This window comes from Streptomyces sp. SP17BM10, assembly GCF_036322405.1.
Lineage (GTDB): Bacteria > Actinomycetota > Actinomycetes > Streptomycetales > Streptomycetaceae > Kitasatospora.
In genome coordinates this window covers 100,030-124,219 of sequence record NZ_JAQYXB010000680.1, presented here as the reverse complement: position 1 = coordinate 124,219, position 24,190 = coordinate 100,030, and the positions used below count along the sequence as shown (strand labels likewise).

At 74.5% G+C, this 24,190-nt stretch carries 19 protein-coding genes; 8 read left to right on the top strand and 11 right to left on the bottom strand.

Going from position 1 to position 24,190, the window contains the following annotated elements; translation table 11 throughout:
• Positions 1-377: 377 nt before the first annotated feature.
• Complete coding sequence (locus PUR71_RS38690) at positions 378-1,562, top strand: M20 metallopeptidase family protein (protein ID WP_329931968.1); 1,185 nt, start codon at positions 378-380, stop codon at positions 1,560-1,562.
• Between the two features lie 135 nt (positions 1,563-1,697).
• Here the strand turns inward: PUR71_RS38690 and PUR71_RS38685 are convergent, their stop codons facing one another.
• The gene (locus PUR71_RS38685) at positions 1,698-2,579 is read right to left on the bottom strand and encodes a lipase family alpha/beta hydrolase (RefSeq protein ID WP_329931967.1); all 882 of its coding nucleotides are present in this window, start codon (positions 2,577-2,579) and stop codon (positions 1,698-1,700) included.
• A 157-nt stretch (positions 2,580-2,736) separates the two neighbouring features.
• Here PUR71_RS38685 and PUR71_RS38680 point away from each other — a divergent pair, with 157 nt between their 5' ends.
• Entirely contained in the window at positions 2,737-3,366 is a 630-nt protein-coding gene (locus PUR71_RS38680; RefSeq protein ID WP_329931966.1) for a TetR/AcrR family transcriptional regulator, read from the top strand.
• Between the two features lie 106 nt (positions 3,367-3,472).
• Here the strand turns inward: PUR71_RS38680 and PUR71_RS38675 are convergent, their stop codons facing one another.
• The 5 genes from PUR71_RS38675 to PUR71_RS38655 form a co-directional block, all read right to left on the bottom strand.
• Complete coding sequence (locus PUR71_RS38675) at positions 3,473-3,922, bottom strand: DUF6299 family protein (protein WP_329931965.1); 450 nt, start codon at positions 3,920-3,922, stop codon at positions 3,473-3,475.
• A gap of 191 nt (positions 3,923-4,113) precedes the next feature.
• A complete protein-coding gene (locus PUR71_RS38670) occupies positions 4,114-5,019 on the bottom strand; it encodes a glycoside hydrolase family 16 protein (RefSeq protein WP_329931964.1) in 906 nt (301 codons plus the stop codon).
• 751 nt (positions 5,020-5,770) lie between these two features.
• A complete protein-coding gene (locus tag PUR71_RS38665) occupies positions 5,771-6,499 on the bottom strand; it encodes a methionyl-tRNA formyltransferase (RefSeq protein ID WP_329932049.1) in 729 nt (242 codons plus the stop codon).
• 21 nt (positions 6,500-6,520) lie between these two features.
• Positions 6,521-7,693 carry an alpha/beta fold hydrolase gene (locus PUR71_RS38660; protein WP_329931963.1) on the bottom strand — a complete coding sequence of 391 codons (1,173 nt, stop codon included), beginning with the start codon at positions 7,691-7,693 and terminating at the stop codon, positions 6,521-6,523.
• Positions 7,694-7,836: 143 nt separating this feature from the next.
• The gene (locus PUR71_RS38655; protein ID WP_329931962.1) at positions 7,837-8,382 is read right to left on the bottom strand and encodes an Lrp/AsnC family transcriptional regulator; all 546 of its coding nucleotides are present in this window, start codon (positions 8,380-8,382) and stop codon (positions 7,837-7,839) included.
• A gap of 45 nt (positions 8,383-8,427) precedes the next feature.
• Here PUR71_RS38655 and PUR71_RS38650 point away from each other — a divergent pair, with 45 nt between their 5' ends.
• The 3 genes from PUR71_RS38650 (at position 8,428) to PUR71_RS38640 (ending at position 11,762) form a co-directional block, all read left to right on the top strand.
• On the top strand, positions 8,428-9,336 hold the full coding sequence (locus tag PUR71_RS38650; protein WP_329931961.1) for an NAD-dependent epimerase/dehydratase family protein: 909 nt from the start codon (positions 8,428-8,430) through the stop codon (positions 9,334-9,336).
• The gene (locus tag PUR71_RS38645) at positions 9,333-10,226 is read left to right on the top strand and encodes an aldo/keto reductase (RefSeq protein WP_329931960.1); all 894 of its coding nucleotides are present in this window, start codon (positions 9,333-9,335) and stop codon (positions 10,224-10,226) included. Before PUR71_RS38650 ends, PUR71_RS38645 begins: the two co-directional genes overlap by 4 nt.
• 354 nt (positions 10,227-10,580) lie before the next feature.
• A complete protein-coding gene (locus PUR71_RS38640) occupies positions 10,581-11,762 on the top strand; it encodes a lanthionine synthetase C family protein (protein WP_329931959.1) in 1,182 nt (393 codons plus the stop codon).
• Positions 11,763-11,842: 80 nt separating this feature from the next.
• On the opposite strand, the gene PUR71_RS38635 is transcribed toward PUR71_RS38640, so the two are convergent.
• The 4 genes from PUR71_RS38635 to trpD all read right to left on the bottom strand — a co-directional run bounded on the left by PUR71_RS38635 (position 11,843) and on the right by trpD (position 19,537).
• Complete coding sequence (locus PUR71_RS38635; RefSeq protein ID WP_329931958.1) at positions 11,843-14,749, bottom strand: helix-turn-helix transcriptional regulator; 2,907 nt, start codon at positions 14,747-14,749, stop codon at positions 11,843-11,845.
• A gap of 209 nt (positions 14,750-14,958) precedes the next feature.
• Entirely contained in the window at positions 14,959-15,141 is a 183-nt protein-coding gene (locus tag PUR71_RS38630; RefSeq protein ID WP_329931957.1) for a hypothetical protein, read from the bottom strand.
• Positions 15,142-15,163: 22 nt separating this feature from the next.
• Positions 15,164-18,106: a type 2 lanthipeptide synthetase LanM family protein gene (locus PUR71_RS38625; protein WP_329931956.1), complete on the bottom strand. Its 2,943-nt coding sequence runs from the start codon at positions 18,104-18,106 to the stop codon at positions 15,164-15,166.
• 360 nt (positions 18,107-18,466) lie between these two features.
• Entirely contained in the window at positions 18,467-19,537 is a 1,071-nt protein-coding gene (trpD, locus tag PUR71_RS38620; protein WP_329931955.1) for an anthranilate phosphoribosyltransferase, read from the bottom strand.
• Positions 19,538-19,796: 259 nt separating this feature from the next.
• On the opposite strand from trpD, the gene PUR71_RS38615 reads away from it, so the two are divergent.
• Entirely contained in the window at positions 19,797-21,185 is a 1,389-nt protein-coding gene (locus tag PUR71_RS38615; protein ID WP_329931954.1) for a pyridoxal phosphate-dependent decarboxylase family protein, read from the top strand.
• Between the two features lie 135 nt (positions 21,186-21,320).
• On the opposite strand, the gene PUR71_RS38610 is transcribed toward PUR71_RS38615, so the two are convergent.
• Positions 21,321-21,860: a DinB family protein gene (locus tag PUR71_RS38610; protein WP_329931953.1), complete on the bottom strand. Its 540-nt coding sequence runs from the start codon at positions 21,858-21,860 to the stop codon at positions 21,321-21,323.
• A 101-nt stretch (positions 21,861-21,961) separates the two neighbouring features.
• Here PUR71_RS38610 and PUR71_RS38605 point away from each other — a divergent pair, with 101 nt between their 5' ends.
• Together PUR71_RS38605 and PUR71_RS38600 are read left to right on the top strand one after the other, a co-directional pair.
• Positions 21,962-22,930 carry a helix-turn-helix transcriptional regulator gene (locus tag PUR71_RS38605; protein ID WP_329931952.1) on the top strand — a complete coding sequence of 323 codons (969 nt, stop codon included), beginning with the start codon at positions 21,962-21,964 and terminating at the stop codon, positions 22,928-22,930.
• A gap of 179 nt (positions 22,931-23,109) precedes the next feature.
• A complete protein-coding gene (locus PUR71_RS38600) occupies positions 23,110-24,189 on the top strand; it encodes a TlpA disulfide reductase family protein (RefSeq protein WP_329931951.1) in 1,080 nt (359 codons plus the stop codon).
• The last annotated feature ends 1 nt before the right edge of the window (position 24,190 follow it).

Genomic DNA, 24,190 nt, shown 5'->3' with positions numbered 1-24,190 from the left:
CGCCCCGTGCCTGCTCGGAGGTGCGGCAGGTGAACGTCAGCGGGGAGTTGCGACACCACGAGCTCGCGGGCGTCGCCGAGCGCTTCGGCCATCCTGGACAGCTGGGAGCACGGCGACCGCCGCCGCGACGTCCCCCGCGTCGACCGGGCCCGTCTCCCGGGCCGGCCACGCGTCGGCGACGTTCTCGTAGGCGGCTTCATCGGCGCGAGGCGAGTTTCATCGGCGCGAGGCGAGTTTCATCGGCGCGAGGCGAGCCTCATCGGCGCGAGGCGGGGAAATCGGGAATCCGAGGTTCCTCCGGCGGCCGCTCGTAGGCCGGTGGTGCGGTGGGTATGCTCCCCGCCGCACCCCGGCCCCGGCTTCGATCGGAGGTACCCGTGTCCCTGCACGACGACGCGCTCGCGCTGGCCCCGGACCTGGTCCGGCTCCGCCAGGACCTGCACCGCCACCCCGAGGTGGGCCTCGACCTGCCGCGCACCCAGGAGCGGGTGCTGGCGGCGCTCGACGGGCTGCCGCTGGAGATCGGCCTGGGCTCCGCGCTGAGCTCGGTGACCGCCGTGGTGCGCGGCGGCCGGCCGGGGCCGACGGTCCTGCTGCGCGGCGACATGGACGCCCTGCCGGTCGAGGAGAAGGCCCCGGTGCCGTTCGCGGCCGGGAACGGTGCCATGCACGCCTGCGGGCACGACCTCCACACGGCGATGCTGGCCGGCGCCGCTCACCTGCTGGCCGCCCGGCGTGAACGGCTCCAGGGCGACGTGCTCTTCATGTTCCAACCGGGGGAGGAGGGTTGGGACGGCGCCGGCGCCATGCTCGCCGAGGGCGTGCTGGACGCGGCCGGCCGCCGCCCGTCCGCCGCGTACGGGGTGCACGTGGTGGCGACGATGCCGCACGGGGAGTTCACCGCCCGGCGCGGTCCGATGATGGCAGCCTCGGCCGCGCTGCACGTCACCGTCCACGGCGCGGGCGGGCACGGCGCGGCGCCGCACCGCGCGAAGGACCCCGTCCCGGCGGCCTGCGAAATGGTCACCGCCCTGCAGACCATGGTGACCCGCCGCTTCGACGTCTTCGACCCGGTCGTGGTCACGGTCGGGCTGTTCCGGGCCGGTGCCCGGCGCAACGTGATCCCCGAGACCGCCCACTTCGAGGCGACGGTGCGGACGTTCTCCGCCGAGGCGCAGTCCCGGGTCGCACGGACGGCGGTGGAGTTGATCAGGTCCGTCGCCGCCGCCCACGGCCTGCGGGCGGAGGTCGAGTTCCGTCCCGAGTACCCCGTGACGGAGACCGACGTGGCCGAGACGGACTTCCTGGCGGACACCGTCCGGGAGGTGTTCGGTGAGGAGCGCTTCCGGCCGATGGTGAACCCGCTGACCGCTTCGGAGGACTTCTCCCGGGTCCTGAACGCCGTCCCCGGCTCGTTCGTGATGCTCGGCGCCGCCCCGAAGGGCAGCGACCCCGAGGACCGCGCGCCCAACCACTCCCCGTACGCGGAGTTCGACGACGCGGTGCTCGCCGACGGCGCCGCGCTGTACGCCGAACTCGCCGTCCGCCGCCTGGCGGTGTGACCGGGGCGGGTCCCGTGGCCACGGGACCCGCCGCAGGAGTCAGGTGCAGTGCACGGTGCCGGCCGCGACGACCCCGGCTCCGGAGAGGGCGCGGGGACCGTTCACGGCTCGGCGCCGTACGGGTCCCGGCGCCGCTCAGACGCCGAAGTCGAAGAACGGGAGGCAGACGAAGGGTGCGGCGTGGGCGGGATCGAGCCTGTTCAGGACCAGTTGGGTCACGTTGGGGTCGACGGCCTGGCCGACGTGTCCGGTGAAGTCCAGCCCGCAGACGTCCTGGAGGACGATGTTCGTGGTGTTCGGCCCGTCGAGGAGGCCGCTCGTGTACGGGGTGACGACCTGGTCGTACCGGGACACGATGCTGGTGTAGACGGGGCCGGGCACGGCCACGGGACCGTCGTCGAGCCTCGCGAGGAAGGCGGAGCCGGGCAGGAAGTCCGAGCAGGCGCCGCAGCCGACGCCGTCGAGTATCGCCTGCAGGTGGACCGCGGAGGCGAGCGCGCCCAGGCCGTCGAGGGTGGTGCCCCGGAAGTTGGACCCGAAGCCCACGAACCGGTCGACCTTGGCGGCACCGCCGAGGACCTTCATGTAGTAGGCGGGGACGGTGGTGCCCTCGGAGTGGCCGACGATGTCGACCTTGGCGGCACCGGTGGCGGCGCGGACCTTGTCGACGAAGGCGCCCAGCTCCGCCGCGCTGCCGGCCATCGGGGCCAGGCCGCCCGCGAGCGGGCCGAGAACGGTCTGCCCGTACGTCTCGGAGTAGGCGCAGTAGCCGTGTCCGACGAGGGCGGGGGCGAGGGTGAGGAAGTTGTCGACTCCGTTGCCGCCCATGCCGTGGACGAGCACGACGGGTTCGGGGTGGGCGGCGCCGGGGCGGCAGGACCAGTCGTTCCAGCCGGCGTTGGGAGCGGAGCCGGGGGCGGGGTTGGAGGCGGCGGCGGCCGAGGCGGTGGGGGCCGCGACGGCGACGGTCAGCGCGCAGACGAGCGCGGCGACGGTGCTCCTGAGTCGGTTGCGCATGGGGGAACTCCCTCGGGTGGAAGTGGGGAGAGACCCGATGTGAAAACGGTGCGCTTCACATGAGTCCCTACCGGAGAGTAGGAGCAAGTCGGTTGCACGACAAGGGATCTGGCAATGACCGTTTTCAAAGATCAGTGCGGCCGGGATACTTGGTGCCATGAGAGCCGAGAGCCGCTACCGAGGTCGGAGCGTCGACGAGCGCCGCGAGGAGCGGGAGCGTCGACTGCTCGACGCCGCACTGGAGTTGATGGGCGGCGAGCCCGGGTACCGGGGGACCACCGTGGCGGTTCTGTGCGGAGCGGCAGGGCTGTCGACGCGACAGTTCTACGAACACTTCCGGACGTTGGAGGAGGTCCTCACCCGCCTCTACACCTCGGTGAACGAGCGGGCGGAGGCGGCGGTGCTGGAGGCGTTGGGCGCACTCGACCCGGTGACGGCACCACTGGCCGACCGGGTCCGGGCCGGCCTCGGTGCCTACGCGCGGGTGACGGCGGGCGACGCCCGCTGGGCACAGATCGCCTACGTCCAGATCGTCGGCGTCAACCCGACGCTGGAACGGCTCCGCGCCGACCGCCGCGCGCACTGGGCGGCGCTGCTCGCCGCCGAGGCGGACCAGGCCGCCGATCGCGGTGAAGTGTCGCGCAGGGATTGGACGTTGACGACCGCCGCATTCATCGGCGCGGTCAACGCTCTCCTGCACGATTGGGCGGCGGGCTACGTCACCGCCGGGTTCGACGAGGTGGTGGCCGAGCTGACGGATCTCCTCCTCGCCCGGCTCACCTACTGACCGGATGGCCCGCCGCCTGACAACGGGCCATGTGGTGCCCGTGTCGGCCCTCGGTGGTCGCGGCGGGCCTTCCGTGCGGCGGGCCCGACGGCCGGCTGCGGGCCCGCTACCCCGCCAGCAGCTCGACCGGGCTCTCGGCGGTGGCGATGGGCTGGGGGAGCGGCATGCCGTTCGGACCCATCGTGAGCATGGTGGCCTTGACGGTGGCCGGGCCGGTGCGCAGGAGGGGGCTGGGGCGGCGGCCGTCGGTCATCGGGCGGCCGGTGTTGGTCCACGTGCGATCGGTGCCGTCGCACTGCGCCTTGAACCCGCCGATCGACTCGGGGTGACCGTCCTGGATGACGTTGCTGCCGATCAGGACGACCTTGCCCGGGCGCTCGGTGCAGCGGTAGCCGCCGGTCAGGGTGACGGTGCCGTCGTCGGCGAGCGTGCCGCCGGTGACGCTCACCGCGTCGGACGGGACGGCCGGCGCGGTGGCGGCCGTGGCGGCGGCGCCGGGGGTCGCGAGGCCGATCATCGCGGTGGCGACGGCGGCCAGCGTGCGGAGCTTGCGCATGGTGATGGGTTCCTCCGGAGGTGTGGTGCGAGTGCACCGACGTACCTACCGCGCACCGGTGCCCGGGTGCACGCCGCCACCCGCCGTCCGACGCGGCTCCACCCGGATGGCGGCGCCCGGATACCCGGTGGGGCCAGTGCGCCCGGGCGTCCACTCCTCTGCGCCCGGGCACGCGGAGTCCGCGGAGCCCGTCAGTGCCCGGGGAAGTTCGCGGGGCGCTGCCAGGCCCGCACGTAGTCGACCAGCAGGTGGCCCTGGCTGCCGGGGGCCGGCGGGATCTTGGAGTAGACGAAGTTGTCGAGGAGGACGTTCACCGGGCCGCTCGACGTCCGGCTGCTGTGGTAGACCATCCGGCCGTCGATCCACCAGTCCGTTCCCGACGGTTCGATGTCGACGCCGTAGGTGTGGAAGTCGGCGGCGGGGTCGAACGAGGGCCGGTGCACGGTGCCGGCGACGTTCGGGCCGGGGCGGGTGAGCCCGGGCCAGGAGAACGCGGGCGGGGTGTCCTGTCGGCCTCCGGCCGGGTTGTGCTGGGTGAGGTGGAGCCGCGAGTGGTCGTCCGAGTAGAACTCGAAGGCGTCGGTCTCGCCGTGGGCCGGGATGTCGGTGCCGGGCGCCGCCCACGTCCACAGGGCCGACCAGAAGCCCTTGGGCGCGGGGAGCTTCGCCCGGATCTCGGTGTAGCCGTAGCGGAAGGCGTAGGACGGCGAGGTGTTGATCATGCAGCTGGACCAGGCGTAGTGCCTGCCGCCGGCGCTGGTGATGGTGTCCGGCTTCGCCGTGATGTCCAGCAGGCCGCCGGAGACGCCGCAGTTCGCCGGCTGGTCGAACTCGAGCTGCTGGTTGCCCGGGTTCCCCGTCCCGAGCGGGGCCGCCGACCAGTCGGCCTCCGCCTCGGACTGGTACGACCACTTCGCCCGGTCCAGCGCCGTACCGTCGAACTCGTCGGCGAACTTCGGCTCCCACGGCCCCGCGGGCCCGACCGGCGCGGGCCGCGACGAGGTGGTCGGCGGCCACGGTAAGGGGCCGCCGGGCGTCGGCGCCGTGGGGGGCGACGGCACTGCGGGCAGGGCCGGCATCGAGGGGAGGGTCGGCATCGAGGGGAGGGTCGGCCAGTCGCCGGGGAACGGCCACGAACCCGCCCCCGGTGAGGGCCAGGGCCACGGCCAGGGTTGGACCACGGCACTCCGGTGCGCCGCCTGGGCAGCCGGGGGGACGAGCGCGCACAAGGCGGCTCCGGCTACGGCGGCAGCGGCCAACTTCAAGGGTTTCACGGGGGATCCGCCGTTCTGCGACAGGTCACGGCCGTGGACGGAACCGCCCGAGGACGACGGCCGGACGTTGGGGGCCGGGGCGTCGGCCCTGAAGTGGTGAGCGCGCTACCGACGACTCTGGCACCCGCCCCGAGGGACCGCCCGTCGTACGGGCCCGGGTGGGTGAGCCACCGACAACCACGGCTCGGGCACCGGCCGGTGAACGGCCATCCAGTCCGTCGGACTCACCGTCACCCCGCGCCGTCCCGTGCCCGGCAGCCGGGCCGACGCGGTCCGCCGGGGGCAGCGGGCATCGCAGGTGAAACGTTCACTCGGCGGCGGACCGGGTACGGCGCGACTTTGTGGATTTCCAAATTCCGTCAAGCGCATGAGAACAGGAGTCGCAGGCCGTCTCTTCCGACAAACTCCCTTGACCGCCGCGAGTGAGCTGCGCCACATTGTGTCACCCCGATTCTCGACGGGGCGGGCCGCGAGGACGAGGCCCGCCGCCATCGGTCCGAGGCGCTGGCCCTCCTTGCGGACTTCGACGATCCGCGGGCGGCCGGGCGACGGGAGCGGATCAGCCGGGAAGGGGTCAGCCGGGGGCCGACTCCGTGATCCAGAGCGGGCCGTCGGCGCAGTCGAGGCGGATGCCGTCGGCCGGGGTCAGCGCGGTCCGGAGCACCCGGAGGGCGCGCCCGTCGATGTCGAGCGTCGGACCGAGTCCCGACCCCATGAAACGGAATGTGCGGACCTGGTTGTGGATCTCGCGTGCGGTGCGGGTGCGATCGACGACGGAGAACTCCGCTTCCATCAGGCCCGCGCGGCCCGCGCGGGCCTCGTCCTGGGGGAATCCGGGAACTCCGGCCGAAATGCGGTCGATCGATTCGGCGAGCAGCCGCTGAATGACCGGTCGGAGCCGTGGCCAGAGGATGTCCGGGGTGACGTCGTCGGGAATCGGAATTCCGTCCTGCTGGGCGAGCACCGGACCGGTGTCGAAGTCCTCGTCCATGCGGTGAACCGTCACACCGAGGTGGGGGTCCCCGTTGCGGATCGCCCACAGCACGGGCGCGGGCCCCCGGTAGGCGGGCAGCAACGAGCAGTGGACGTTGATGACGCCGAGCCGGGGAACGGCCAGGACCGACGGCGGCAGCTTCCAGTTGAAGCCGTAGACGACGAGGAGCGAACCGCTGGTCGTCCGGTTCGAGCGTGGGCGACGGGGAACTCCCGTTCGCCGAAGAGCCGTTGACGTGGCCGTTCGCGAGCCCTTCGGGCTTCGTCCGGCGCACCCCGGGGGCCCCGAGCCCCCTGCCGTGGTCGGCAGGAGGCTCGGGGGTGCTCGGGGTCAGGGGACGGGGATGTAGGTGCCGTCGGTGTCCAGGGCGTAGCTGCCGCTCTTGAGGCCGTCGACGGCGGTGTGCTTGAGCCATTCGCGGGCCATGTGGTGCAGGTCCTTGGCGCGGTTCTCCCAGACCATCTGGTGGCCGGCGCAGGCCACTCTGATCATCAACTTGTCGGTGCCGGGAATGGCGGTGTAGAGGGCGGGGACCGAGAAGTCGGTCCGGGGGTCGGTCGAGGGGTGGATCGCCTGGGTGTCGTCCTCTCCGTAGACGAGGAGGACGGGCACCACCGTGCCGAGGGTGTTGTCGAGCGGCACCGTCATGTCGTTCCAGCCCCACCAGAAGGAGTTGCGGAACCGGCAGATGCCGTCCGGCACACCGGAGTTCAGCGGGCCCCAGGTCTTGCCGAGGGCGTCGTTGTCCAGGATGGCCGCCCACACCACGTCGAGCATGCCGCTCTCGCGCTGGTCCGGGCACTTCAGCTCGGGGTCCCACACGTGGGCCAGGTCGGCCTTCGTGAGGAGGTTCATCGGGAAGCCGAACTGAGCGGCCGGGGAGGTCAGGGGCAGTGGGTGCGGCGCGCCGAAGCGGGTGCCCGGCTTGCTGGCGTTGCCGCCGGGCGGGTAGATCGGCGCCAGGAACATCAGGCTGCTCACCTTGCCGGGATGTTGAATGGCGTACGGTCCCATCACGAAGGCGGCGGCGGACCAGCCGACGAACGCGACCTGGGGCACGTGCCGCAGCTGTCTGATGAATTCGACGACCGTGTCCAGCTCGTCCCACTCGCTCTGCGAGTTGCCCAGCTGCTTCGGGTACGCCGGAGGGCACGGGGCGGCCAGGGGATTGGGGACCAGGTCGGCCTTCTGCTGGCCGGGGTTGGCGTTGCAGGGGTTGTCCATCTCCGGGCGCGGTGAGCGGCCGGAGCCTTGGAGGTCCATCACGAACACGTCGTAGCCCGCCTGGGCCAGGTTCTGGGCCCAGCTGTACCCGTCGTGCTGGAGGTCGAGGCCGGCGAGTGCCGGGACGCTGCGGCCGTGCAGCATCAGGACGGGTTCGGGGTCGTGGTGCGGCCTGGTCCCGTCGTACTCGCGGACGAAGAGCTCGACGTGCTCGTTGGCGTTCGCGGGGATGGTGGAGACGTGCGGGACGGCGTGGTCCTGGGGAGGGATGTTGGGCATCGTTCGCCCTCCGATCCGTGGGCTCGGCCCCGGCTGGGTGGCCGGGGCCGTCTCAGGCAAGGGTCCGACGGAGGGTGGTCCGGCGCTCATCGGGTTGGGCCGCTCGGACGACGTGGGGCGGTGCCCGCGGTCGAGTCCCGGGGCTACGGAGCCGGCGGCGGGAGGAGGACCTGCTGGGTGACGGGGGAGGAGAGGATCACGGACGTCGTGGTGCGGCCGAGGGTGGAGATGAGTTCGATGAGCTCCTCCAGGTGGGTCGTGTCGCGGGCGGCGATCTTGAAGACCCAGCAGTCCTCGCCGATGACGTGGTGGACCTCCAGGACCTCGGGGCGGTGGACGAGTTCCTGGCTGCGGAGGTACGTGACGGTCACGCGCGCGTGCGGGGAGACCCGGACGAACGCCTGGATGCCGTAGCCGAGGCGGGCCGGGGAGACCCGGGCGGCGTAGCCGGTGACGGTGCCGTCCGCTTCCAGGCGGCGGACGCGTTCGCCGACGGCGGCGGGGCTGAGGTTGACGCGCCGGCCGAGTTCGCTGAGCGTGATCCGGCCCTCGGTCTGGAGGAGCTCCAGGAGGTGCAGGTCGACGGCGTCCAGGGCGCTCTCGGGGCGCGGGGCGGGCCGTCCTGAGGAATCGTCGGTGGCCGGGCCCGTCTGCCGTCGGTCTTTCGGTCGCGGCGCCTGAACTCCCATGATCTCCCCTTCATCAGATGACGCCGCACCGTAACACTTGTGGGCATGGAAAACGTGCTGGTCATTGGGGGGAATCGCTACTTCGGGCGGCGGCTGGTCACCCGGCTGCGGGACTCGGGAGCCCGGGTGAGCGTGCTGAACCGCGGGTCGACGGCGCCGCCGCCGGGGGTGGAGCACCTGATCGCGGACCGGGAGGACACGGCGGCGCTGGGCGCGGTGCTCGCGGGCAGGGAGTTCGACGTCGTGGTCGACCAGGTCTGCTACACGCCGCTGCACGCCGAGGGCGCCGTGCGGGCGTTCGCGGGGCGGGTCGGGCGGTACGTCATGACGTCCACCATCGAGGTGTACGACACCGGGGAGGACCGGCCGGTCGGCGAGCCGCTCGGGGAAGACGTCGTGGATGCGGCGCACTGGCCGGTTCGGCTCGAACTGCCCTGGGGCGAGGAGGGGTTCAGGGCAGGGCAGTACGGCGAGGGCAAGCGGCAGGCGGAGGCGGTGCTGGCCCGCAGCGGCGCGTTCTCGTTCGTCGCCGTCCGGGCCGGGCACGTGCTGGGGGCCGCCGACTTCACCGGGCGCCTCGCGCACTACCGCGAACGGATCGCGGCCGGGCTTCCGGTGGCCGTCCATCCGGCGAACCTGCCGTCCTCCTACACGCACGAGGCCGAGATGGCCGACGTCCTGCACTGGGCGGCCGGGGCGCGTTTCACCGGGGCCCTCAACGCCTGCTCGCACGGCGAGTTGACGGCCACGGATCTCTGCGACCTGCTGGCGCAGGGGAGTCCGTACCGGACGGCCGCACCCGAGCCCGGCGCCGAAGCCTCGCCGTTCTCCTTCGACCGCTACTACGGCATGGACAACTCCCGCGCCGAGCAGCTCGGTCACACCTTCTCCCACACCCGCGACTGGCTGCCCGGGCTCGTCGCCGACACGCTTCGACGAGGAGCCGCCGCATGACCGCCACCCGCCGCCTCGGCACCCTGGACGTCAGCGCCATCGGCCTCGGTGCCATGCCGCTCTCCGTCGAGGGCCGCCCCGACGAGGAGCGCGCGGTCGCGACCGTCCACGCCGCGCTCGACGCCGGCCTCACGCTGATCGACACCGCCGACTCCTACCACTGGCACGCCGACGAGTACGGCCACAACGAGCGCCTCGTCGCCCGCGCCCTGGCCGCGTACGGCCCCGGCGCCGACCGCGTGCTGGTCGCCACCAAGGGCGGCCGCGGCCGCCCCGGCGACGGCTCCTGGACCGTCGACGGCGACCCGGCCCACCTCAAGCGGGCCTGTGAGGGCTCGCTGCGCCGGCTCGGCGTCGAGGCGATCGGGCTGTACCAGCAGCACCACCCGGACCCCCGCGTCCCGTACGAGGACTCGCTCGGCGCGGTCCGGGAGCTGTACGACGAGGGCAAGATCCGGGCGGCCGGCATCTCCAACGTCTCGGTGGAGCAGGTGCGGCAGGCGCGCGGGATCCTCGGCGACGCCCTGGTGTCCGTCCAGAACCGCTACTCGCCGACGTTCCTGCAGCACCGGCCGGTGCTGGACCTGTGCACCGAGCTCGGCCTCGCCTTCCTGCCCTGGAGCCCGCTCGGCGGCATCGGGCGGGCGGACGCGGTCGGGGGCGGCGCGGTCGGGGGCGGCGCGTTCGCCGAGGTCGCGGCCGGGCGCGGGGTGAGCCCGCAGCGCGTGGCGCTCGCCTGGCTGCTGGCCGCGTCGCCGGTGATGCTGCCGATCCCGGGCGCGAGCCGGCCGGAGACGATCCGCGATTCGGCCGCCGCAGCCGAACTCGTGCTGACGGAGGAGGAGTTGGCGGTGCTCTCGGTGGTCGGTGGAGCTGCTGCGCGCGGTTGAGCCGCGAGGCGGGGCCGTCGGGTGAGGGATTCGTGGGTGGGGACGGGCGGAATTCTGGGGTCCGATCCCTCATGCGGGCGGGCGGCGGACGGTGTTGGCTCTGCATGGGCCGGAGAGCAGCCGGTGCGTGGCAGCGTCCCCACCACACGCTGTCGCTCCGGCGGATCCGTGCGGGGGCAGCGGGCAGCGTCCCCGCACGGGTCGTGCCGTCCTGTCCGGCCGTCCCGCCCAACCGTCCTGCCCAGCCGTCGAGGGCGCCTGAGGGTGACCGCTCGCACGAACCGAAGAGGGAGACATGCGCCACGAACACCGGGTCGACCGCCCTTCCTCCACCCGGATCGACGCGGTCGGCCGGTGATCGGCCACCTCGGCCGGGCGGGCGGGACCCACGAACAGCTCCCCGAGCCCGCTGAGTTCGGGGAGACGGCGGCCGGGGTCGCGGCCTTCGTCGCGGCCGTCGCCGACCCCGCGCGCAGCACGCTGTTCCCCACGGACCCGTTCGCCCACATCACCAACCCGCTGAGCCTCGGCTTCGGCGCGAGCGGCGTCCTGTGGGCGCTGGACGCCTCGGGCGTCCCGCTGCGGCCCGGCTGGCGGGAGTGGCTGCGCGAGCGGCTCGACGCGGTCGACCCGTCGACGTACCCGGGCGGCCTCATGAACGGCCTGGCCGGCCTCGCCTGGGCCTCCGACGAGCTCGGATTCCGCGGCCAGGCGCGGACGTTGCTCGCCCTGGCCAACCGCCGGGCCGCCGAGACGGGCGACCACACCTTCTACTACGGCCTGGCCGGCGTCGGCCTGACGAACCTGCGCTTCTACGTGCGCGGTCACGACGAACGCGACCTCGCCGCGGCCCTCGACTGCGCCCGGGCGCTGCACGGGACCGCGCGGCGTGACGGCCGACTCGCCTACTGGATCAACGAGTTCTCGCCGGACGGTCCGCTCGCCGGCCTCGGCTTCGGTCAGGCCGGCGTGGCGGTGTTCCTGCTCAGGACGTACCAGGTGACGGGCGACGAGGTCCACCTGGAGCTCGGCCGCGCCGCCCTCGCGTGGGAGCTGGCGCAGGCGAGGCTCGTCGACGGCATCCCCATGTTCGAGCACGACGGCACCCTGGAGCCGTACGTCGAGGTGGGCAGCGCCGGCATCGCCAAGGTCCTGCTGCGCTACGGCGACCTCGACGACGCGCGGGCCGTCCTGCGCGCCCTGGACGCCGGCCGGTCCGTCCTGCCCGGCTACGGCTTCGGGGCGGCCGGCATCGCCGACGCCCTGCTCGACGCCGCCGAGATCACCGGCGACCCGGTCTACCGCCGAGCCGCCCTGCGCCGGCTCGACCACGCCCGCAGCGCCTTCCTCGTCGAGCCCGTCGAGTGGGCGGGCCTCCCGCGCGGCGACGGGCCCGCGCCCCTCGGTGTGCCCGGCGAGGGGCTGCTGCGCTGCGCGTGCGACTACCTGACCGGCTCGGCGGGCGTGCTGCGGGTCCTGCACCGCGCCCAACACGGCTGCTCGGCGGACTTCCTGCTCGACGAGGTGTCCCGGTGACGGTCCCGCGGTGACCGCCTTCAGCCGGGGAGGGCCAGGTCAGCGCCGGTCTTGCCGCGCCGTCGGGCGAGTCACCGATGTCAGCCGGGGAGGGCCAGGTCCGCGGCCAGCCGGCAGAGTGCGGCCCGGTCGGGGCGGCCGGTCTTCTGGATCAGGCTGGCCAGGTGCTTCTCGACCGTGCGCGGCGAGATCGACAGCAACCGGGCCAGGTCCTGGTTGCCCGGGCGGTCGACGAGCAGTGCCAGCACCTCGTACTCGCGCGGCGTGACGCCCTGGGCGCGCAGCCCGGCCGGGATCAGCTCGCGGCCGCGGCGGCGCTGGGCGACGTTCGCCCCCGCCTGCCGCAGCAGCGCCCGGCAGGCGCCCGCCACCGGCGGGACGTCGAGCGCGTGGAAGTACTCCTCGGCGGCCCGCAGCCAGGCCACCGGGTCGCCCCAGCCGTCGGCGAGCGCGGCCTCGGCGACCAGGCGCAGCCCCAGGTGGTGCCCGGTGGGGAAGCGCCCGGGATCCCGCCGGACCCGGGCGACCGCCTCGGTGGCCTCGGCGGCCCGGCCCTCGCGGCCCAGCAGCACCGCCTCGGCGAGATCCAGGAACTGCCGGTTCCAGGCGAGTTCGGCGCCCGGCGACGCGGCGACGACGGCGTGCTCGGCCCAGCCCGCCGTGCCGGCCAGCACGGCCAGCAGCGGGCGCAGGCCGTACCGGCCGGCCAGGAAGTAGACGTTCGGGTGCTCGGCCTCCCAGGCCGCCGCCGCCGCGAACTCGGCGTCGGCGGTCGCACGGTCCTCCTCCAGCAGCGCGCACATGGCCCGGCACAGGCCGAGCATCACCGGTGTGAGCAGCGATCCCTCGCCGCCCGCCCGCCGGAACGCGCGCAGGACGTGCTCCATCGTGCGCCGCCGCCCCTGGTGGGCGGCGAGGGTCGCGGAGGTCAGCAGCAGGTAGCGGTGCGTCGCGTGGTTGCGCATCCGGCCGGCCGCGTCCAGGCAGCGCCCGATGATCTCCTCGGCCGTCGCCGGGTCGCCCGAGAGGACGGCGTGCATCGCCAGGAACCCCTCGGTGCGCTGGCTCAGCACGATCGAGCCGAGGTCCTCGGCCGCCGCCCTCGCCTGCTCCAGCCGCCGCGCCTCACCGGTGCGCATGAACGCGTTGCCGCCCAGCCGGATCAGCGCCTCGAACCGCCAGCCCGGCAGGCCGTGCGTCTCGGCCACGGCGAGCATCCGCTCCAGGCAGCCGTCGGCGACGTCGAAGCCGCGCGTGCGGGAGAGCATCGCCAGCACCTGCCAGGCCTGGCAGGCCAGGACCGGCAGCCCGGCCCGCTCGGCCATGTCCGCGGCCTCCTCGGCCAGCCGCTCGGCGTCCGGCAGCCGCTCCTCCTCACCGGGCAGCAGCGCCAGGTGCGCCTCCACGACCGCCAGCGCGGCGGCCTGCTCCGGCGCGCCCCCGTCGTGCAGCCGGGACCGGGCCGCGGCCACCTGGGCGACCGTCTCCGCGCTGCGCTCGGCCACGACGGCGGCCCACGCGAGCCGCGTGTGCAGGGCGACCATGCGATCGGCGGACAGCGTCGTCGAACCGAGCGTCGGCAGCGTGCCGGCCAGCGCGAACGCCCGGTCCAACTGGCCGTCCTCGGCGAGCGCGTGGGCCAGCGACTCGGTGATCTCCGCCCGGTGCGCCGGTCCCGCCAGCGACTCGGCCCGCTCCAGCAGCAGCACCGCCGACGCCGAGGCGCCGTCGGCCATCGTCAGCCGCCCGGCCTCGGCGAGCAGCAGCGCCGCGCCCGGGCGGTCGTCCGCGGTGACGAGCAGGTCGGCGACGAGCTGGCACCGGTCGGGGGTCGGTGGCCCGTCCTCGCGCAGCGCGTCGGCGGCCCGGCGGGCGAGCGCGGCGCGCTGGGCGGCCGGGATGCCGGCGAGCACGGCGTCGACGGTGATCGCGTGGCGGAACGCGTAGTCGTGCGGCGAGGAGTCGTCGGGGACGAGGAAGTGCGCCTCGGTCGCGGCCCGGAGATGGGCGAACAGGGTCGGGTCGTCGAGCCCGGTGACGGTCCGCAGGGCGGAGACGCAGCAGCGCGGACCGATGGTGGCCGCCAGGAGGAGGAAGTCGCGCAGCGGGGCGTCGACCTGGAGGAGGCGGTGGCCGAAGCTCTGCACGACGGTGGTCGGCACGGTGGTGTCCAGGTCGCCGGTGACCTGCCAGCCGTCGGTGGCGGTGGTGAGCAGCTCCGAGTCGACCAGGTCGGCGAGGAGTTCCTCGACGAGGTACGGGTTGCCGTCGCTGCGGGCGACCAGCCGGTCGACGACGGCGTCCGGTACGTCGTGCGCCGGGGCGTCCAGGCAGCCGGCCACCAGGGCCCTGACCTCGGGGGCGTTCAGCGGCGGCAGCGTCGCGACGGTGGCGACGCGGCGGCGCTCGGCGCTCCGCGCGAGGGTCAGGGCGTTGCCCGGGTCGGTGCGGACGGTGGCGAGGAGCAGGACGGGCAACTGGGCGAGGTTGTCGGCGAGGTACTCGGCGACGGCGACGGACTCGGAGTCGGCCCAGTGCAGGTCTTCCAGGGCCAGCACGCAGCCGGTGCCGCGGCCGATGACGGCGAGCAGGCGCAGCAGCGCCTCGGCGAGTTCGACGACGCTCTCGGTCCGGGCCTGCGCGGCGGTGCTGCGCCACTCGGGGATGACGCGGGCCAGTGCCGAGCGGTAGGGGAGCAGTTCGGCGTCGGTGGGTGGGGCGGTGGTGCGGAAGTGCGAGGACAGTGCCTCCAGGATCGGGCGGAACGGAGTGCCGCCGCCGGTCATGCTGCCTCGGCCGCGCAGCACCGGCATGCCGCGGTCCGCCGCCTGCCGGAGGCAGTGGTCCACCAGCCGGGACTTGCCGATGCCGGGCTCGCCGATCAGGAACACCGTGCGGCCGGTGTTCTGCCGAAGCTGCGTCAGGGATCTCTCGAGCAGGGAGATTTCTTCCTGGCGGCCGATGGTGACCGGCGAAGTGATGCGCATGTCGGCAGGGTAGTTGATCGTATGAACAAGTTGACAAAACGATAGACAAAATCCCCGGGCGGCACGACGACCAGAAGGCCAGAAGGCCAGAAGGCCAGAAGGGCATGAAGGTCAGGAGGTCAGAAGGTCGGAAGGTCGGAAGGACAGACGGCGACGGCCGGCGAGCGGGGAGCGCGGGCTCCCGGCTCGCCGGCCGTCGGGTGGGGGCGTCAGCGGAAGGTCACGGTTTCTATCGTGCACTTGCTGCGGTCACGGGTGCCCATCAGTTCGGCGCGGCGGGCGAGCAGGCCGGTGGTGGGGCGCAGGCGGATGGCGCCGATCGGGTCGTCCTGCGTCGCTTCCTGGGCGACGGTCGGGGACGTGTGGCGACGGACGGTCTCGTGGATGTCCATAGCTCTTCCTCTCGTGGGTGGGTCACGGCGTCCGGTGTGACGGCCGTGGGTGGATCGGCGCTTGCAGCAGCAGCGCCGAAGGCGTGTGCTCGGGGAACGCGAGCCGCAGCAGCCCGTGGCCGATGCCGGCCAGGCCGGTCAGCAGGCCGGGAGCCGGGACGGCGGACGGGGTGCCGCAGATCGGGCCGGTCCGGTCGAGGGCGGCGAGGAGGGCGGTGGTGCGGCCGGCGAGGGCCGGGTCCTTGGTGTGGGCGAGCAGTTCGAGGACGCCCAGTTCGCCGTGGCACGGGCTGTGGGCGGGGAGGGGGCCGGCTGCGACCGTGTGTTCGGTGGTCGCCTTGAGCTGGCGGCTCAACCGGTCGTCGGTCGACGCGGCTCCGCTGTCGGCGATGGCGAGGGCGATGCCGGGGCTGCCTTCGCACCACGTCCTTCGGGGAGCCGACGAGGTGGCGGCGGCGTGCAGTGCGGCCAGCCCGGCTCGTTCGTGTTCGGTGCCGCCGTCCTCGGTGCCGGCGAAGCGGAGAAGTGCCCATCCGATGCCTGCCGTTCCGGCGAGGAAGCCGTGTGCGGTGGGGAACGGCCGGGAGAGGAGCGCGTCCGCGCAACGGCGGGCGCCCCGGCGGGCGGTGGCGTCGCCGCTGGCGCGGTGGACGGCCAGCAGCGCCGTGAGGCCGCCGGCGGTTCCGTCGGCGAGCGCGGGGGAGTGCTCCTCCTCGGCCGCGGTGGCGGTCAGCTGGACGGCCTCGGCGAGCCAGGTGGCGATCTCACGGTCGTCCAGGAGGACGGCGAGTCGGCTCAGCGCGTAGGTGAGGCCGCCGAGGCCCGCGAACGCGCCGGAGCCGATCAGGGGCAGTGCGTCGGGTCGGTCCGCGAGCCGGTCGAGGAGCTCGGGCACCGGTCGCAGGGCGAGTCGGGCGGCTTCGGCGTAGCGGTCCGTGCCGGTGAGCTCGGCGAGTTGCGCGAGGAACAGCGCGGGGCCGGGGTAGCCGCCGCCCAGGTCGGCGCCGGCGGGGGCGGGCTGCCAGTAGCGGTCGCCCAGGAGTTCCAGGCTGATCCAGTTGACCCGGCCGGTGGTGCGGTGGGCCTGGGCCAGGAGGGTGTCGGCGATGGGGCGGGCGGCGTTCAGGATCTGTTCGGGGGAAGGGGCTCGGGCGGCGGGTCGGGGGAGTCCAGGACTGGGGCCGGGCTCGTGGGGCGGGGTGGTCGAGCGGCTCGTCATGGTGGCCCGGATGATCCACTCCTGGTCCGCCCGGTCCACCTGGTCCGCCTGGTCCGCCTGGTCCGCCTGGTCGGTGTCCGCCAGCCGGTTCGCCACGCGCGTCAGGCCGTCGTGGTCCGACGCTCGGCCTACGCGTCGGCCCCGGGTGGTCCACAGGTCCGTCGTGCCCGGGCGCGTGGTGAACAGCGGGACGTCGCCGTTCCAGAGGTCGGCCACCTCCTCGTCGAGCACGCCGGTCCAGCCGGGGCCGTCGGCGTCCAGGCCGCGCAGCAGCGCCTCCCGGTCGGCCGCGTCGCGCAGGACGCCGGGGTGGGTGGACTCGTCGAGCAGCGTGGCGTAATCGGCGGTCGCGCGCACGACGACGCGGGTCTCGTCGTCGGCGAACGCGGGGAGCAGGGCGAGCAGTCCGTCCCGGTCGTCGGCGAGGATGCGGCGGGCCAGGCGGAAGCCGTCGAGCAGGGCGTCGACGTGGTCGGCCGGGTCCGCGTGCGTGCCGGCGAGGGCGGGGCGGTTGGCGCCGCCGTGGAGTTCGCCGGGGCGGCGGACGAGCCGCATCCGGTCGGTGCCGGCCTCCTCCCAGCGCACGGACTCCCCCGGCACGGCGGCCCCGGCGTCGCCGCCCAGGCCGGAGGCGTCCACGGCCCGGTCGTCGCCGAGGATCAGCCGGGGCAGCAGGCCGGTCCGGTGCACCGAGGCGGCGAGAGCCACGGCGGCCGGATCGACGGACCCGCCGGGCTGCTGCGGTGCGGGCGGGTGGAAGAGCGTTTCGAGGTCGACCGGTACGGGGTGGTCCCCGCACGCGATGAGGTTCTCGAAGTGCAGGTCGGTGCAGTCGAAGGCGTGCAGCAGCGCCAGCCACGCGCCCTGCCGGAGGTAGAAGCGCCGCACCTCCTCGGGCGTCGTGCACTCGCGGCGGTCGACGAACTCGGTCCAGCCGTAGTCGTTGCGCTGGATCACGGTGACGGCCCGCAGTCCCGGGGAGCCGGGCTGATCGTTGAACCGCTCGATGACGGCGTTGAAGTGCTGGTGCGCCCGCAGCGGGCGTGGCTTGTAGACGACCCGCTGCGCGTTCGTGAAACCCAGGACGGCGACGCTGTGGCCGCTCCGGTGCTGGTCGCCGGTGCGGTGGACGGCGGTCAGCCGGCCCGGGTCGGCGCCGCCGAGCAGCGTGGCGACGATGTCGGCCCGGTCGGCGGCGAAGCGGCGGAGGAGGTCGGTGAGTGCCTCGGCGGCGGCCAGGCAGGTCCGGGCCAGGATCCTCGCCAGGACGGGGTAGGCACGGAAGAGGCCTGAGAGGCCGGGTCGGCCGGCCGTCGCTTCGACGTAGGAACGGAATCGCTCTTCCGGGGTGGAGCCCGTCAAGTGGCCGTTCGTCCGGGCGGCGTGGAGTTCCAGGACGAGCGTGCGGGCGGCCTGTCGGGTGAGGGTGTCCGCCAGGTCGTCGTGAAAGCGGTTCCTGATCGCGGGTAAGTCGGCGAGCTCCGGCGGGATCCCGCAGTGCACGCGGGTCAGTGCCGCCTGGACGAGCGGTGCCACGACCGGGCGGAATCCCGTGGTGCCGGGCAGCGGGCCCGTGGGCACCTGCGGTGCGCCGGCGCGGGCGAGCGCCTCCTCGGCGAAGGCGGCCCACGCGGGGCGGCCGTCGCGCGCGGGTTCGCCGGGGCGCAGGCCGGGCTCCCACCAGTGCCCCGGCGCGGCGCCGGTCGGCACGGCGCGCGCCGTCATGTCGCTCCGCGGAGTGGTCACAGCGCAGAGCGTGGCAGCCAACCGTCCGCTCGCACAAGAGTTTGATCAAGCCGGGTGGGTGCGGGGGATCCGGGGCGCGCGAAGAACTTGGGGGCCGGTCCCCCATGCGGGGGTGGGGGCGGCGTGCCCAGAATGGCGATCGCGGCCGCGGTTCTCCGCTTCCGTTCCCGGCCAGACCGTCTCCGATCAGGGCAGCGGCGGTCTCCGGGGCGGCACCACAGGTGGACGGTTCGCCCGCGTGGGGGCGGGGGTTCCGGCCCGGGGGGAGCCGGAACCCGCCGGTCACCCGGCGCGCGGACGTCGTCCGCCCTTACCCCCGTGGGGCGGGCGATGTCCTCGCGCCGGGTGGCCGAATCGCCGCTATCGGGCCGTCCGCACGTCCTGGACCGCCGTGAGCCATCCGTCGAGCGCCTTCAGCGCCGCCCCCGACTCCACGGCCTGCCGCGCCTCCTGAAGGGCCGCCGGGAACCGCGGCACCACCGGGCCCGGCGAGGGCCGGGCCGCGATCAGGGCGGCCGCCGCGTTCAGCAGGACGGTGTCCAGCACCGGGCCGGTCGCGCCCGCCAGGACCTCCCGCAGGATCCGCGCGTTGTGCTCGGGGCCGCCGCCGACGAGCGCCCCGGCGGGGGCGGGCGCGAGCCCGAGGACTTCGGGATCCAGCCGTTCCTGCGTCACGGCGCCGTCCTGGACCGCCCAGATCCGGGCCGGTGCGGTCGTCGTCAGCTCGTCCGTACCGTCCTCGGAGCGCACCACCAGGGCCGATGTGCCGCGGGCGGCCAGCAGGCCGGCGATCGCGGGGGCCGCCCGCAGGTCGGCGACGCCGACCACCTGGTGGCGCGGCCGGGCCGGGCCGATCAGCGGCCCGAGCAGGTTGAAGGCCGACGGCACGCCCAGCACGCGGCGCACCGGTGCGGCGTTGCGCAGGGCCGGGTGGAAGACCGGCGCGAAGCAGAACGTGATCCCGGCCCGGCGGGCGACCTCGGCGACGGCCGCGGGCGGCAGGTCCAGCGGGATGCCGAGCGCCTCCAGGACGTCCGCGGTGCCGCACTTGGAGGAGGCCGAGCGACCGCCGTGCTTGACGACGGGCACCCCGCAGGCGGCGACCACGACGGAGGCCATGGTGGAGATGTTGACGGTCGATCCGCCGTCGCCCCCGGTGCCGGCGAGGTCGACGCACCGGCCGCCGTCGACGTCCAGCGGCACCGCGTGGTCGAGTGCGGCCGCGACCAGGCCGGACAGTTCGGCGGCGCTCTCGCCCTTGACCCGCAGGCCCATCAGGAAGGCCGCGAGCTGCTCGGGCCGGAAGTCGTCGTCCAGCACGCGCTCCATGGCCCACCGCGCCTCGTCGGCCCGCAGGTCGCGGCCGGCCGCCAGGGCGGCGAGCAGCCGCGGCCAGGTGAGGTCCGGGGTGTGCGTGAGGTTCCTGTCCACTGGTTCGCCGTCCTTGGCGTCGAGTCCAGCGGGGGCCCGGGAAACGCGAATCGGCCGCCCACCGGACGGCCGATACATGACGCGCTGCGCTGTCAGGCCACCCGATCGGGGGCCCACCAGGATCCGCGGCACGTCGTCATGGCGGCCATGCTAGCGCAGTCGCCGCAGCAGGCCACTCGGGTCGAATTGGACCGGGACGGCCGGTGGGTCGCTCGATACGCTCGGGGCCCAGTCGATCTTCCCTACCACGGAGTGACCCATGCACCCTGAACTCGCCGCCGACCTGGACCGGTTGCCCGCGCTGCTGGAGGAGACGCGGCAGCGGGCCGTCGCCTTCCTGGGCGGCCTCGACCAGCGGCCGGTGGTCACGTCCGCCGGGGCGCCCGCGCCGGTGTCGTTGGGCGACGGCGGCGGGATCGGGCTGCGGGCGGCGCTGGCGGAGTTCGCCGAGCGCTGGGAGCCGCGGCTGAGCGCGAGCGCCGGGCCGCGCTACTTCGGGTTCGTCACCGGCGGCGCGACCCCGGCGGCCCTCGCGGGGGACTGGCTCACCGCCGCCGCGGACCAGAACTCCAACTCCTCGCTCGACCCGGCCGGTCAGCACCTGGAGCGCGAGACGGTCGGCTGGCTGCGCGAGCTGTTCGGCCTCTCCGCCGCGCACACCGGCACGTTCGTGAGCGGCGCCACCATGTCGAACACCGTCGGCCTCGCGATCGCCCGCGAGTGGCTGGGCGAGCGCCTCGGCGTGGACGTCGCCGAGGACGGCGCCGGCGCGCTCGGCCGGGTGCGGGTGCTGTCCGGCAGCGCGCACTCCAGCATCGCCAAGGCCCTGTCCGTCCTGGGTCTCGGGCGTTCGGCGCTCACCGCCGTGCCGACGCTGCCGGGCCGCGAGGCGGTCGACCCCGCCGAGTTGGAGCGCGCGCTCGCGGAGGCGGACGGCCCGTGCGTCGTGGTGGCCAACGCCGGTACGGTGAACACCGTCGACTTCGACGACCTGCGGGCGATCGCCGCCCTCCGCGAGCGGTACGACTTCTGGCTGCACGTGGACGGCGCGTTCGGTGCCTTCGCCGCCCTGACGCCCGAACACGCCGGGCTCGTGGCCGGATTGGACCTCGCCGACTCCGTCTGCGTCGACCTCCACAAGTGGCTCAACGTGCCCTACGACAGCGCCGTGCAGTTCACCCGCCGCCGCGACCTCCAGGCCCGCGTCTTCCAGAACGCCGCCGCCTACCTCGGCCCGCTCGGCGAGCACCCCGACCTCGTCCACCTGACCCCCGAGAACTCGCACCGACTGCGCGCGCTCGCCGCCTGGTTCACGCTGCGCGCGTACGGGCGGGCCGGCCACCGCGAGATCGTCGAGCGCTGCGTCGCCGGGGCCCGGGCGCTCGGGGAGGCGGTGGCCGGGACGGACGGGCTGCGCCTGCTCGCGCCGGTGCGGCTGAACGTCGTCTGCTTCACGCTGGCCGAGGACCCCACCGCCGAGCGGCTCGCCGATCTGGCCGCCGAGGTCGCGGGGGAGGCCTTCTTCACACCGACCCGCTACGCCGGAGTCCCGGCCCTCCGGGCGGCGTTCAGCAACTGGCGCACGACGGAGGCGGACGTCCGCCGGACGGCCGAGGCGCTCGCGCGGGCGGTGGTGAAGTCGGCCTGACGCCACCTCAGCCGTGCCGGGGGCGCGGTGGTGGGACACCGGACGACGAACGCGACGCCGCCGCCGGCGGTGGCGGTGGCGGTGGCGGCGCGGCCTCGCCGCCACCGGCTGCGGTCCGGCGCCCCCGTCGGGTCGTCAGCCCATGCTCTTCGCGCCGTCGATGGCCTCGCGGATGATGTCGGCGTGGCCCGCGTGCTGGGCGGTCTCGGCGATGATGTGGAAGAGGACGCGGCGGGCGGACCAGGCCTCGTCCTTGAACCAGGGGGCCTTCGGCAGCGGCTGGACCGCGCCCAGGTCGGGCAGGGTGGAGACCAGCTCGTCCGTGCGCAGGGCCACCTCCCGGTACGCGGCGAGCACGCCGTCCAGGGTCTCGCCCGGCAGCATGCGGAACTCGTCGGCACGGCGGGCGAAGTCCTCCTCGGTGAAGGCCGAGACGTCGGGCATCGCGGACGGGCCCTCGACGATGAAGGCGGCCCACAGCCTCTCCACCACCGTCACGTGCTTGATCAGGCCGCCCACGCACAGCTCGCTGACGGTGGTGCGCTGCCCGGCCTGCTCGTCGGTGAGGTCGCGGGCGGTGAAGGTCAGGAAGTGCCGCTGCTTCGCCAGCGCCACGAGGAGGTCGGCGCGCTCGCCGGTGGTGACGGCGGTGCTGGTGGTGGAGGTGGTGGTCATGGTGATCGCCTTCCGCGTAGCTTCCTGCTCTCTCGGACAAGAACCACGCTAGGAGCCATTGCGGCCACTTCCTGACCTGAATCGCGGAGAGAATCGACGTCATGGCGAACACCAGCACCCGGACCCTGCGGCTGCTCTCCCTGTTGCAGACGCACCGCTACTGGCCCGGCGAGGAACTGGCCGAGCGGCTCGGCGTCTCCGTGCGCACGCTGCGCCGCGACATCGACCGGCTGCGCGAGCTCGGCTACCCCGTCGAGGCGCAGCGTGGTGTCGACGGTGGCTACCAGCTCGCCGCCGGTGCCGCGCTGCCGCCGCTGGTGATCGACGACGAGGAGGCGGTCGCGCTGGCGGTGGGCCTCCAGTCGGCGGCGGAGAGCCCGGTGGAGGGGATCGCCGAGACGTCGGTGCGGGTGCTGGCGAAGGTGGTGCAGGTGATGCCGGCCCGGCTGCGACGGCGGGTCGAGGCCCTGCGGGCGATGACGGTGCCCGTCGACTGGGGCGGCCGGCCCGCCGCGGCGGTCGACCCGGACGGGCTCACGGTGGTGGCGCTGGCCTGCCGGGACACCGAGCGGCTGCGCTTCTCGTACACGGCGGCGGACGGCCGGCGCGCGGACCGGCACGTCGAGCCGCACCGGCTGGTGTGCCTGGACCGCCGCTGGTACCTCGTGGCGTACGACCTCACCCGGCAGGACTGGCGCACCTTCCGGCTCGACCGGCTCACGGCACCCGAGGGCGGCGGGGGCCGCTTCGCCCCGCGCGCGCTGCCGGCCGCCGACGCCGCCGAGTTCGTCCGGGCGGGCGTCAACGGCCTCATCCGCCCGTACCGGGTCGAGGCGGTGGTGGCGGCGCCCGCCGCGGGCGTGCGCGAGCGGATCGGCCGGTGGGGCGCGATCGAGGAGGTGGACGCGGGGCGCTGCCGGATCGTGATGAGCGCCGACGACCTCAGCTGGCCGATGATGGCACTCGGTTCGCTCGGCGCGGAGTTCACCGTGGTCGAGCCGCCCGAACTGGTCGAGCGGCTGGACGAGTGGTCCACCCGCTTCGGGCGGGCGGTCCGGGCGTCGCGGTAGCCGGCCGTCGGGGCGGCGGGACGGACTTGATCGCCTTGCGCAACCGCCGTGGCCCCCCTCGCCGACGGACGGGATGCGGGACGGGCTGCGGCGCTTCCTCGACCGGTAGGTGGTTGCACGGGTCTGAATAACGCCGTTATTCTCAAGTAACGGCGTTATTTCGATCGAGGAGGCGTGCCATGGACGGCACCGTCGAGCTGACGATCCTGGACGACCACACCGAGACCCGCGTCCCGGCCGAGCTGCGGCCGGCCCCGGACAGGCCGGACGGCACGGACCCGCACGTCTGGCTCGCCCGCGCGGACGTCGAACGCGCGCTGGGCTTCACCCGCAAGCCGCAGGGCTGGTGCCGGGGCGACGCCTGCGTCCCGGCGGCGGCCGTCGCCCGGATCGAGGACGCCGGTCGGCTCGACGTCACCGCCTTCGCCGCCCTGCTCGGCCGGCCGGTGGCCGCCGAACCCGCCGCCCGCGTCCTCGCCCTCGGCGCGTGCGCCGCCGACCGCTCCGCCGCCCTGATCGCCGGCGAGGCCCCCGACTTCGCCCTCCCGGACGTCCACGGCGTCCGGCACGCGCTGAGCGACCTGCGAGGACGCAAGGTCGCGCTGGTCTTCTGGGCCTCCTGGTGCGGCTGCCGCTACGACCTCCCCGCGTGGGAGCGCCTGCACGCCGAACTCGCCGCCGACGGCTTCTCCGTGCTGAGCGTCGCCGTCGACCGCAGGCTCGAGGACGCCGCGCCCTGGATCGCCGAGGCCGCGCCCACCCACCCGGCGCTGATCGACGTCGACGGCCGGGTCGCCGACCTCTACCAGCTGCTCAACGTCCCCACCGCGGTCTGGATCGACGAGGACGGGCGCATCGCCCGGCCCAACGACACCCAGTTCGCGACCGACCTCTTCCGCTCGATGAGCGGCCTCGACTCCGGGAGGACGCTCGCCGCGCTCCGCCACTGGGTGGCCACCGGGGACGCGGGCGTCGACGCCGGCGCCGTCGCCGCGCTGACCGAGCCGGGCACCCCCGCCCGCCAGCGCGCCCGCACCGAGGCCGCACTCGCCCTGTGGCTGCTGCGCCACGGCCACCCGGACGCCGCCGGACGGCACTTCGCGACGGCCGCCGACCTCGCCCCGGAGGACGTCACGACCTGGCGCAGCGCGATGCCGCTGCTCGGCGTCGACCCGATGGGTGACGCGTACTTCGCGCGCCGGGCCGCGCTGGAGGAGGCGGGCGTGCCGATCTACCGTCCGCTGCCGGACCGAGCGTAGG

Excerpts from the sequence above, each read along its gene's own strand:
- PUR71_RS38685 (WP_329931967.1), bottom strand. The coding sequence starts at position 2,579 with ATGCGCAACCGACTCAGGAGCACCGTCGCCGCGCTCGTCTGCGCGCTG.
- PUR71_RS38680 (WP_329931966.1), top strand. The coding sequence starts at position 2,737 with ATGAGAGCCGAGAGCCGCTACCGAGGTCGGAGCGTCGACGAGCGCCGC.
- PUR71_RS38675 (WP_329931965.1), bottom strand. The coding sequence starts at position 3,922 with ATGCGCAAGCTCCGCACGCTGGCCGCCGTCGCCACCGCGATGATCGGC.
- PUR71_RS38670 (WP_329931964.1), bottom strand. The coding sequence starts at position 5,019 with ATGCCGACCCTCCCCTCGATGCCGGCCCTGCCCGCAGTGCCGTCGCCC.
- PUR71_RS38660 (WP_329931963.1), bottom strand. The coding sequence starts at position 7,693 with ATGCCCAACATCCCTCCCCAGGACCACGCCGTCCCGCACGTCTCCACC.
- PUR71_RS38655 (WP_329931962.1), bottom strand. The coding sequence starts at position 8,382 with ATGGGAGTTCAGGCGCCGCGACCGAAAGACCGACGGCAGACGGGCCCG.
- PUR71_RS38650 (WP_329931961.1), top strand. The coding sequence starts at position 8,428 with ATGGAAAACGTGCTGGTCATTGGGGGGAATCGCTACTTCGGGCGGCGG.
- PUR71_RS38645 (WP_329931960.1), top strand. The coding sequence starts at position 9,333 with ATGACCGCCACCCGCCGCCTCGGCACCCTGGACGTCAGCGCCATCGGC.
- PUR71_RS38635 (WP_329931958.1), bottom strand. The coding sequence starts at position 14,749 with ATGCGCATCACTTCGCCGGTCACCATCGGCCGCCAGGAAGAAATCTCC.
- PUR71_RS38630 (WP_329931957.1), bottom strand. The coding sequence starts at position 15,141 with ATGGACATCCACGAGACCGTCCGTCGCCACACGTCCCCGACCGTCGCC.
- PUR71_RS38615 (WP_329931954.1), top strand. The coding sequence starts at position 19,797 with ATGCACCCTGAACTCGCCGCCGACCTGGACCGGTTGCCCGCGCTGCTG.
- PUR71_RS38610 (WP_329931953.1), bottom strand. The coding sequence starts at position 21,860 with ATGACCACCACCTCCACCACCAGCACCGCCGTCACCACCGGCGAGCGC.
- PUR71_RS38605 (WP_329931952.1), top strand. The coding sequence starts at position 21,962 with ATGGCGAACACCAGCACCCGGACCCTGCGGCTGCTCTCCCTGTTGCAG.
- PUR71_RS38600 (WP_329931951.1), top strand. The coding sequence starts at position 23,110 with ATGGACGGCACCGTCGAGCTGACGATCCTGGACGACCACACCGAGACC.